We start from the raw sequence: 10,665 nt of genomic DNA on the forward strand, positions 1-10,665 counted from the left end.
ACAATCGCCGCCCCTGTCGCAACGCCTGGAGCCTGACCTTCCGTGCCAGTTCTGCGTCTACCGCTTCTTTCTGCCGCTGCAGGCAAACAACACTGGGGCAATCTTCCCGGTGCCGCACTGAGCCTGGCCATTGCCGAGGCCGCCAGCGCGGCCAAGCGCTTCACCCTGCTTTTGACCGCCGACAGCCAGAGCGCCGAGCGGCTTGAGCAAGAGCTGAAGTTTTTTGCGCCCACGCTGCCGGTTCTGCACTTCCCGGACTGGGAAACCCTGCCCTACGATCTGTTTTCGCCGCACCAGGACATCATTTCCCAGCGCATCGCCAGCCTTTATCGCCTGCCGGAGCTGGAGCATGGCGTTTTGGTAGTACCGATCACCACTGCCCTACACAGACTCGCGCCGACCAAATTTCTGCTCGGCAGCAGCCTGGTGCTGGACGTCGGCCAGAAGCTCGACGTGAACGCCATGCGCACACGTCTGGAAGCCAGCGGTTATCGTTATGTGGATACGGTTTACGAGCACGGCGAGTTCACCGTGCGCGGTGCGTTGATCGACCTGTTCCCGATGGGCAGCAAGCTGCCGTTTCGCATCGATCTGTTCGACGATGAAATCGAAACCCTGCGCACCTTCGACCCGGACACTCAGCGCTCCATCGACAAGGTCGAGTCGGTACGCCTGCTGCCGGCCCGTGAATTCCCGTTACAGAAAGAAGAAGTCACCCGTTTCAAGGCGCGATTCCGCGAACGCTTCGACGTGGACTTCCGGCGCAGCCCGATCTTCCAGGACTTGAGCAGCGGTATCACGCCAGCCGGTATCGAGTACTACATCCCGCTGTTCTTCGAAGAAACCTCGACCCTGTTCGATTACCTGCCGCAGGACACTCAGGTGTTTTCCCTGCCGGGCATCGAGCAGGCCGCCGAGAATTTCTGGAACGACGTGCGCAACCGCTACGAAGAACGCCGCGTCGATCCAGCCCGGCCGCTGCTACCCCCGGCCGAGCTGTTCCTGCCGGTGGAAGACTGCTTTGCACGCCTGAAAAACTGGCCGCGCGTGGTGGCCAGCCAGCAGGATGTCGACGCTGGAGCCGGACGCGAGCGCTTCCCGGCCCAGGCCCTGCCGGACCTTTCGATTGAAGCCAAGGCCACTCAGCCGTTGGCAGCGCTGGCAAAGTTTCTGGATGATTTTCCCGGTCGCGTGCTGTTCACCGCCGAGTCCGCAGGACGCCGGGAAGTGCTGCTGGAACTGCTCGAACGTCTGAAACTGCGACCGAAAACCGTCGACAGCTGGCTGGACTTCGTCGAGGGCAAGGATCGCCTGGCAATCACCATTGCGCCGCTGGACGAAGGCCTGCTGCTGGACCAACCGGCGCTGGCACTGGTCGCGGAAAGCCCGCTGTTCGGCCAGCGCGTCATGCAGCGCCGCCGTCGCGAGAAACGCACCGATGGCGGTAATAACGACGCCGTCATCAAGAACCTGACCGAACTGCGCGAAGGCGCGCCGGTGGTGCACATCGATCACGGTGTCGGACGCTACCTGGGCCTGGCCACGCTTGAAGTCGAAAATCAGGTCGCCGAATTCCTGATGCTGGCCTACGCCGAGGACGCCAAGCTGTACGTCCCGGTCGCCAACCTGCACCTGATCGCCCGCTACACCGGCAGCGACGACGAAATGGCGCCGCTGCATCGCCTGGGCTCGGAAACCTGGCAGAAGGCCAAACGCAAGGCCGCCGAACAGGTTCGCGACGTGGCAGCCGAACTGCTCGACATCTACGCTCGCCGTGCAGCCCGCGAAGGCTATGCGTTTGCCGACCCGAAAGCCGATTACGCCACCTTCAGCGCGGGTTTCCCGTTCGAAGAAACCCCGGATCAGCAGACCACCATCGAAGCCGTGCGCGCCGACATGCTCGCGCCCCGGCCGATGGACCGCCTGGTGTGCGGCGACGTGGGCTTCGGCAAGACCGAAGTGGCCATGCGCGCCGCATTCATTGCCGTGCACGGCGGGCGTCAGGTCGCGATTCTGGTGCCAACCACCCTGCTCGCCCAACAGCACTACAACAGCTTCCGCGACCGCTTTGCCGACTGGCCGGTGACGGTCGAAGTCATGAGCCGCTTCAAGTCGGCCAAGGAAGTCAGCGCAGCCGTCGCCAACCTGGCCGAAGGCAAGATCGACATCGTCATCGGCACGCACAAGCTGTTGCAGGATGACGTGAAGATCAAAAACCTCGGCCTGGTGATCATCGACGAAGAACACCGTTTCGGTGTCCGCCAGAAAGAACAGCTCAAGGCGCTGCGCAGCGAGGTCGACATTCTGACCCTGACGGCAACGCCGATCCCGCGCACCCTGAACATGGCCGTGTCGGGCATGCGTGATCTGTCGATCATCGCCACGCCACCGGCGCGCAGGCTGTCGGTGCGCACCTTCGTCATGGAGCAAAACAAGCCGACCATCAAAGAAGCCCTGTTGCGCGAGTTGTTGCGCGGCGGGCAGGTCTACTACCTGCACAACGACGTCAAGACCATCGAAAAATGCGCGGCGGACCTGGCCGAACTGGTGCCGGAAGCCCGCATCGGCATTGGTCACGGCCAGATGCGTGAACGCGACCTCGAGCAGGTGATGAGCGATTTCTACCACAAGCGCTTCAACGTGCTGATCGCCTCGACCATCATCGAGACCGGCATCGACGTGCCGAGCGCCAACACCATCATCATCGAACGTGCCGACAAGTTCGGCCTGGCGCAATTGCACCAACTGCGCGGACGCGTCGGGCGCAGTCACCACCAGGCTTATGCCTACCTGCTGACACCGCCACGCAAACAGATTACCTCCGACGCCGAAAAGCGTCTGGAAGCGATTGCCAACACCCAGGACCTCGGCGCGGGCTTCGTGCTCGCCACCAACGACCTGGAAATACGCGGTGCTGGCGAACTGCTCGGCGACGGCCAGAGCGGCCAGATTCAGGCCGTGGGCTTCACGCTGTACATGGAAATGCTCGAGCGCGCGGTCAAGTCGATCCGCAAAGGCGAACAGCCTAACCTTGATCAGCCGCTGGGCGGCGGGCCGGAAATCAACCTGCGCGTGCCGGCGCTGATCCCGGAAGCCTATCTGCCGGATGTGCATACGCGCCTGATTCTCTACAAGCGCATTGCCAACGCCGCTGACGAGGACGCCTTGAAAGACCTGCAAGTCGAAATGATCGACCGCTTCGGCTTGCTGCCGGAGCCGACCAAGAATCTGGTGCGCATTACCCTGCTCAAACTGCAAGCCGAACAACTGGGCATCAAGAAAGTCGACGGCGGGCCGCAGGGTGGGCGTATCGAGTTCGCGACCGAAACCCCGGTCGATCCGTTGACCCTGATCAAACTGATCCAGAGCCAGCCCAACCGCTACAAGTTCGAAGGTGCCACGCTGTTCAAATTCATGGTGCCCATGGAGCGCCCTGAAGAGCGCTTCAACACGATCGAAGCGCTGTTTGAGCGCCTGACCCCGAAAACTGCCTGAAGGATTCACGCATGCGTCTGTTTCGTTCATTGATCCTGCTGCTGACGCTGGTCGCGCCGACCGCGTTCGCCGACGGCTCGTATCAGGTCGAAATACTGCTGTTTCGTCAAAACGGCGAGCCGGCCTCGACCCGCCAGCTTGCCCCGGAAAACTGGGACAAGGGCGCGCAGCGGATCGATTCGAGCAACGAGCGCAGCCCGGCACTGAATGATCTGGCGAGCAAACTGCAAGGCAGCGGCAATTATCAAGTGCTGATGCAGCGCGCCTGGCAACAGACCATCAGCACCGAGCCAGGCAAAATGGCGGTCAGCAGCGGTGAAGAGAAGCTCGGGCATTTCCCCATCGAGGGCACCGTGAGCCTGGCGATGGCACGTTTTACCGATATTGATGCACAATTCTGGGTCAACCAGCTGGACCCGCATGGCGTGGTCATCAGCAGTGAGCGATTGAAGCAGACCGCCAGGGTAAAAAACGGCGAACTGACCTATCTGGACAATGGCAACCTCGCGTTGCTGATCAAAGTTTCTCCTCTTTGATCTTTACGTACGCAAGGGGCGCTACAGCGCTCCCTTTCTTTTGAGCATCGCTGCGGCGTAGGGCCTTTTAAAACTTGTCGTCCATTCTCGAAAAAGTCCTGGCTTCGGCCTGGACAGACTTATTCAACGATCGAACGCTTGAGCGGGGGCGCGACTACGCCCGGCAAAAACGCATCGTGCTGGAAGACTCCAGCCCGCAGATCATCCGCACCGCGTGCCGGGGCTCGGGCCTTGAAATCTATACCCAGACCCTGCTGTTCAAGGACCCGGATCGCTACAAGAATTACCTGACCTGCAAATGCACCTGCCCGGTACGCAACGACTGCAAGCACTGCGTGGCGGCGTTGCTGTTTCTAAAGGACCCGCAAAACCGGCCACTGCTGCAAGCCGCGCTGAGTTCGCATCAGCGCGAAACAGAGCAGCACGTCGAGCAGCAGATCGCGCAAAAGCCCCGGCTGCCGGAACGCCTGATCGATGATCTGCAACCGCGCCCCAGGTTGATTCTGGCCAGCATCGAGTTCAGCGCCTACGAGCCACGTAACGGGCGCATGCAGCGGCATATTCAACATCGCGCCGCGCTTGCCTTCGCCTATGGCAAGCATTACGCCGTCGGTACCACCAACGTGAGCATTCTGGTCAGCTCGCTGGGCAGTGATCTGGTCAACCAGAAAAGCGACATCATTGAACACACCGAAACCGAGACCCTGCGCATACGTCGTCAGGGCGAAAAAGAGCGGCAGCTGCGTCAGGAGCTTGCCGACCTGGGCTTCAAGGTCGCCACCCGGCAGAGCAAGGCGCTGCCTGACAGCGCGGGCGACATGTACGAGTTGCCCAACGACAAGGCCTGGCTGCATTTTGTGCTCGATGACCTGCCACGATTGCGCGAACAGGGCTGGGAAATCGAGATTCAGGAAGAATTCGGCTTTGACGTCACGCCGGTAGATGACTGGTATGCAGTCATCGACGAAGAGACCGAACGCGACTGGTTCGACCTGGAGCTGGGCATCATCGTCAACGGCGAACGCCTGAGCCTGCTGCCGATCCTGATCAACCTGATCCGCAGCCATCCCGAACTGATGAGCCCGTCGGCGGTGGCCAAGCGCGGTGATGAAGAACAACTGCTGGTCCAGCTCAACCACTTCACCCAGAGCGGCGGTAGCCCGGTGCAGATCGCCCTGCCGTACGGCCGGCTCAAGCCGGTACTGGCGACATTGGGTGACTTCTACTGGCGGCAGGACGGCAACAACGCGCTGCGCATGAGCAAGGCCGATGCGGCGCGCCTGACCCAACTCGAAGACCTGCCACTCACCTGGCAGGGCGGCGACCGCCTGCGCCACTTCGCCGAGCGCCTGATCAACATCAAGGACGCGCCGGTCAACCTGCCCGACGGCCTGAATGCCACGCTGCGCCCGTATCAGCTGGAAGGCCTGAGCTGGATGCAGTCGTTGCGCGAGCTGGAAGTCGGCGGCGTGCTGGCCGATGACATGGGCCTGGGCAAGACCCTGCAGACCCTGGCTCACCTGCTGATGGAAAAACAGGCCGGACGCCTCGACCGCCCTGCGCTGGTCGTCATGCCGACCAGCCTGATTCCCAACTGGCTGGATGAAGCCGAGCACTTCACCCCGGACCTCAAGGTGCTGGCGCTGTATGGCGCCAATCGCCATCAGGACGCGGGCAATCTGCAGGATTACGACCTGATCCTGACCACTTACGCGCTGCTGCCCCGGGACATGGAGATGCTCGAAAAGCAGCCGCTGCATGTACTGATTCTCGATGAAGCGCAGTACATCAAGAACCCCAACAGCAAGGCCGCGCAGGCCGCGCGCAACCTCACTGCCCGTCAGCGCCTGTGCCTGAGCGGTACGCCGCTGGAAAACCACCTGGGCGAGCTGTGGTCGCTGTTCCACTTCCTGATGCCCGGCTGGCTGGGCAACAGCAAGGAATTCAACAGCAACTACCGCACGGCCATTGAAAAGCACGGCAATCAGGACCGCCTGCATCACCTCAATGCGCGCATCAAGCCGTTCCTGCTGCGCCGCACCAAGGAACAGGTCGCCACCGAGCTGCCGCCCAAGACCGAAATCATTCACTGGGTCGACCTCAACGACGCCCAGCGCGATGTGTACGAAACCGTGCGCCTGGCGATGGACAAGAAGGTCAGGGACGAGATCACCCGCAAGGGCGTGGCGCGTAGCCAGATCATCATTCTCGAGGCGCTGCTCAAGCTGCGTCAGGTGTGCTGCGACCTGCGGCTGGTCAACCACGACATGCCGGTCAACAGCAAACAAGGCACGTCAGGCAAGCTCAACAGCCTGATGGAAATGTTCGAAGAACTGCTGGCCGAGGGCCGCAAGATACTGCTGTTCTCGCAGTTCACCTCAATGCTGAGCCTGATCGAAGAAGAACTGAAACAGCGCGGCATTGCCTATGCCCTGCTGACCGGCTCGACCCGCGACCGACGCACGCCGATTCACGATTTCCAGAGCGGCAAGCTGCCGATCTTCCTGATCAGCCTGAAAGCCGGTGGTACGGGCCTCAACCTGACCGCGGCCGACACCGTGATCCACTACGACCCATGGTGGAACCCGGCAGCGGAAAATCAGGCGACCGACCGCGCCTACCGCATCGGCCAGGACAAGCCGGTGTTCGTTTACAAGATGATCGCGCGCGGCACCGTGGAAGAGAAAATCCAGCGCCTGCAACGGGAAAAATCCGCGCTGGCAGCCGGCGTACTGGATGGCCGTACCACCGGCGACTGGAAGCTGCGCGATGAAGACCTGCAGGCCCTGTTCGCGCCCTTGCCTGCCGCGCCAAAGAAGACCCGCAAGTGAGCTGAGTTTAGTGGGCGGCAGCGTGCTGGAGAACCTGCACGCAGGACAGGACCGTGGCGTATTCGCCGTGCAGGTTGGCCAGCGACATCGCATGCACGTCTTCGGCACTGCGCGGCGTGCCGAAGAAATCCTTCTGGTCGAAGGTAAAACAGGCGTCATGCGCCACCACCACTTCAAACCCGAGATTGCCGCCGCTGCGCGCGGTGGACTCGACAGAATTGTTGGTAATCACCCCGACAATGACCACCTGCCTGATCCCGTCGGACCGCAGCCACATTTCCAGAAACGACCCGCAAAACGCGTCAGGCACCTGCTTGCTCAGCTCCCGTTCATCGGCGTGCGGCACGAACGCAGGTTGATACTCGACACCCGACTGCTCGGGCCAGAACACCGATTGGGGCGAGGTCGAGAAATGCCGGACGTGAATCACCGGCCGCCCGGATTGTCGCCAGGCATCCAGCAGCGCGCCTATATTCGCCTCGGCCTGAGGGTTGTTACGCCGCCCCAGTTTGGGGTGATTGATGCCCTGCTGCATGTCGATCAGGATCAACGCGCTGTTGCTTTGAATATCCATGACGAATCAGTCCGAACGTTTGGTTCAGGGAGACTATCGCAATCAGGGTCTATTCTGGTCGCAATCGTAGACGGCTTCTGGCCTGTCCGAGACCTGCCCAACGGAGAACATCATGATCGAACACCTCAAACTCGCTGGCAAAGTCGCTTTGGTGCAAGGCGGCTCTCGGGGCATTGGCGCAGCCATCGTCAACCGCCTGGCCAAGGAAGGCGCGGCCGTCGCGTTTACCTACGTGAACTCTGAAGTCAACGCACTGGAGATTCAGGACAGCATCAATGCCAATGGCGGACGGGCACTGGCCATTCGCGCAGACAGCGCCGATGAGAAAGCCATCCGCGAGGCCGTGCAGACCACCGCCGAAACCCTGGGCAGGCTGGACATTCTGGTCAACAACGCCGGCGTGCTGGCCATCGCACCGCTCAACGAGTTCAGCATGCAGGACTTCGACAAAACCCTGGCCATCAACGTGCGCAGCGTGTTTATCGCCAGCCAGGAAGCCGCCCGGCATATGGAAGAAGGCGGTCGCATCATCAACATTGGCAGCACCAACGCCGACCGCATGCCCTTTGCAGGCGGCGCTACCTACGCCATGAGCAAATCGGCGCTGATCGGCCTCACCAAAGGCATGGCCCGCGACCTAGGCCCGCAAGGCATCACCGTCAACAACGTCCAGCCCGGCCCGGTCGACACCGACATGAACCCGGAACACGGCGAATTCGCCGAAAGCCTGAAAGCGCTGATGGCACTCCCCCGCTACGGCAAAAGCGAGGAAATCGCCAGCTTCGTCGCCTACCTCGCAGGCCCGGAAGCGGGCTACATAACCGGCGCCAGCCTGACGATCGACGGCGGCTTCAGCGCCTGAACCACCTATGGCAAGCGGCCCTGCACACAAGGGCCGCATCGCCTGCCAGGGCTTTTTGCTGGCGAATAAGCATTTATTTGCTTAACCACATGAAAAATCTGAAAAAAAGTTTTGCGTTAGGAAAAGCTTTCGACTACATTAGCGCGCCTCGACAGACACAACGTGTCGTCGAGATACGGTGAGGTGTCCGAGTGGCTTAAGGAGCACGCCTGGAAAGTGTGTATACAAGAAATTGTATCGAGGGTTCGAATCCCTCCTTCACCGCCATATTTGAAACACGCTAAACCCCTGAATTCATTGAAGAATTTCAGGGGTTTTGTGGTTTCTGGGGTCTGAAAAAATGGCCGTGGGATCGATATGGGACAGCGCTACCATTTCTGCCCCACCCCCTCCAAAAAAATCGCAGTCAAAGCGACCTCTCTACGACCTACATTCCAGGCTGCCTACGCCAACCCAGCGCAGAACCAGCAACATCGCGTCGAAAAGTGGCCCCTTCATAAACCATGGAGTTTGGCCATAATCATTCCCCGGAAGGTCACGACGGTCGCAGGGCAGAGATACCCCCGCGCTGTAATGGAATTAAAGGATTCAAAAGGATTTATGTATGCCTGTGGATGAACGGATGCTCGATGCAGATGCGCCCAAATTGTTTTTTGATGACGTGATCCGGTTTTTGAAAGGGGTCAAGGCAATGAGTGCGTGCGCATCGTGCAGCGCGCAGTCCTGGGAAATACCTGTCGGCTCGTTCGAGCACTCAGAGGTCGTGCTGACCCAATCGGGGATGACACAGGAATCCGTCATGCTTATGTGCAACAACTGCGGCATGCAGCGTGCTCATTCGGCCAGGTTCATAGGCAACTGGCTACTGAAAGACGCAGAGACGTCTGCCGATGAGTGAGTGCGGTCTCATATTCACAAGAAACCATCTGCCCTCGCCACGGCTGTCGATTACAAGAGCTGACATGAAGACCCCGAAGGGAGATACTCCAGTCATGACCGAGATCACGCGCAATGAGATGAAGGATACGCTCTCTGCCATCGAGAACAGGATGGACAAGCGTATTGATCGAATGGAGCAAGCGGAGCTTCAGAGGTACGAGTGGGCGGCGCGCGAGCATGAAGCCTACCGCCGTGAGCAAGAGGCGCGCGACAGGCTTTACTCGGAGCGTTTTGAAGCGACAAATCGCCTGATGGATGCAAAGCTTGATGCAATCAATGCTTCCTTCGAGCAGGTAAGCAGCAAGGTCGATGGTTTTTCAAACACCCTTGCTGGTTTTTCGACCACCATCGCTGGCTTTTCAACCATTCTGCCCGAGCTTCTCAAGGAAGTGAAAAGCTCTAACCGAAACACCGTTCTGGCGACTCTCGCGATCGGGGTTGCAACCGTTTTAGGCCTCTGGGGTGCGAACTCCACGATTATTGGCAGCGCCGGTTCAATCTTTCAATCCGGGTACGAGCAAGCGGCTAATGCACAAGACGTGAAAAACCTCATGGAGGAGGTAAAGGCTGGATCTGATGAGACCAAGGCCTTGCTTGAGGCAATCAGGGCACAACGGTCTTAGTCACCGCCACATCGAGACGACCCAGGCCTACTGACGGTGTGCTGACTACTCTGGAAAATCACCCCTGCCTTCACTGGTCTAAAGTACCCTCTCCTGAACTACCCCAGAGCCTTCACCCTAATGAATGACCGCGCACGTGAACTGGCGTCTCGTCTGATCCGCAATTTCAATGAAGCGTCACTCGAACATGAAGTTCGTGAGCCGCTGTATGAAAGCACAGCAGCGCGCCTCGGCACCGGGACTGTGGCACACAAGCTTGGGGCTTCCATCGACGTCGTCGCGCCCGGCAAGCGCTCATGCCCTTATCATTTCCATCACGCTCAGGAAGAAATGTTCGTGATCATCGAGGGCGAAGGCAGTTTGCGTGTTGCCGGCGAGATGCTTCCGATCAAGACGGGCGACGTCCTGTTTATTCCGGCGGGTCCTGAATACCCCCATCAGATCATCAACACGTCACAGGCACCGCTGAAGTACCTGTCGATCAGCACGCGGGAGACGCCCGAGGTGTGTGAATACCCGGACTCCGGCAAGTATCAGGCGATGGTTTCAGCCAACGGGGCACGCGTGTTCACCTCCAACCAGCGGACCACTGAAAACGTCGATTACTGGGACGGCGAACCCTGATTTCATTTGTTTGAAAATTGTATCCGGCAGTTCACGCTTTTTTCACGTTCGCGGGTTTATTGTTAACTCAATTTGCGGATTCCACGACACTTGGACACTCAGCCCACGATCATTTGGACACTCATTCCAAGCTCACTTGGACACCTGCCCCACGTCCACTTGGACAGGCAGTCGGAGCGCA

The 10,665-nt window shown here is 59.7% G+C and carries 8 protein-coding genes and 1 tRNA gene; 8 read left to right on the top strand and 1 reads right to left on the bottom strand.

The genetic code is table 11. The features are described from left to right. The first annotated feature begins 42 nt into the window (after positions 1–42). The 3 genes from mfd to DW49_RS0115865 all read left to right on the top strand — a co-directional run bounded on the left by mfd (position 43) and on the right by DW49_RS0115865 (position 6,862). Positions 43–3,495 carry a transcription-repair coupling factor gene (gene mfd, locus DW49_RS0115855; protein ID WP_005617044.1) on the top strand — a complete coding sequence of 1,151 codons (3,453 nt, stop codon included), beginning with the start codon at positions 43–45 and terminating at the stop codon, positions 3,493–3,495. A gap of 11 nt (positions 3,496–3,506) precedes the next feature. Next, positions 3,507–4,031, top strand: coding sequence for a CsiV family protein (locus DW49_RS0115860; RefSeq protein ID WP_003383100.1), 525 nt, complete (start codon positions 3,507–3,509; stop codon positions 4,029–4,031). A gap of 74 nt (positions 4,032–4,105) precedes the next feature. Then, the gene (locus DW49_RS0115865) at positions 4,106–6,862 is read left to right on the top strand and encodes a DEAD/DEAH box helicase (protein WP_005617041.1); all 2,757 of its coding nucleotides are present in this window, start codon (positions 4,106–4,108) and stop codon (positions 6,860–6,862) included. Positions 6,863–6,869: 7 nt separating this feature from the next. Here DW49_RS0115865 and DW49_RS0115870 read toward each other — a convergent pair whose 3' ends face one another. Further along, the gene (locus tag DW49_RS0115870) at positions 6,870–7,436 is read right to left on the bottom strand and encodes a cysteine hydrolase family protein (RefSeq protein WP_005617039.1); all 567 of its coding nucleotides are present in this window, start codon (positions 7,434–7,436) and stop codon (positions 6,870–6,872) included. Positions 7,437–7,548: 112 nt separating this feature from the next. Between DW49_RS0115870 and DW49_RS0115875 the strand changes: the two genes are divergently transcribed. The 5 genes from DW49_RS0115875 to DW49_RS0115895 all read left to right on the top strand — a co-directional run bounded on the left by DW49_RS0115875 (position 7,549) and on the right by DW49_RS0115895 (position 10,484). Further along, positions 7,549–8,298 (top strand): 3-oxoacyl-ACP reductase family protein, encoded by a 750-nt coding sequence (locus tag DW49_RS0115875; RefSeq protein ID WP_005617038.1) that lies wholly within the window; start codon positions 7,549–7,551, stop codon positions 8,296–8,298. A gap of 177 nt (positions 8,299–8,475) precedes the next feature. Then, positions 8,476–8,565: transfer RNA gene (locus DW49_RS0115880), tRNA-Ser, on the top strand. Between the two features lie 337 nt (positions 8,566–8,902). Continuing rightward, on the top strand, positions 8,903–9,196 hold the full coding sequence (locus DW49_RS0115885) for a hypothetical protein (RefSeq protein ID WP_005617037.1): 294 nt from the start codon (positions 8,903–8,905) through the stop codon (positions 9,194–9,196). A gap of 64 nt (positions 9,197–9,260) precedes the next feature. Continuing rightward, entirely contained in the window at positions 9,261–9,860 is a 600-nt protein-coding gene (locus DW49_RS0115890) for a hypothetical protein (protein WP_024419785.1), read from the top strand. A 120-nt stretch (positions 9,861–9,980) separates the two neighbouring features. Continuing rightward, positions 9,981–10,484, top strand: a complete 504-nt coding sequence (locus DW49_RS0115895; RefSeq protein WP_005617035.1) for a cupin domain-containing protein — start codon at positions 9,981–9,983, stop codon at positions 10,482–10,484. Positions 10,485–10,665: the final 181 nt, after the last annotated feature.

It is taken from the genome of Pseudomonas avellanae BPIC 631 (genome assembly GCF_000444135.1).
GTDB lineage: Bacteria > Pseudomonadota > Gammaproteobacteria > Pseudomonadales > Pseudomonadaceae > Aquipseudomonas > Aquipseudomonas avellanae.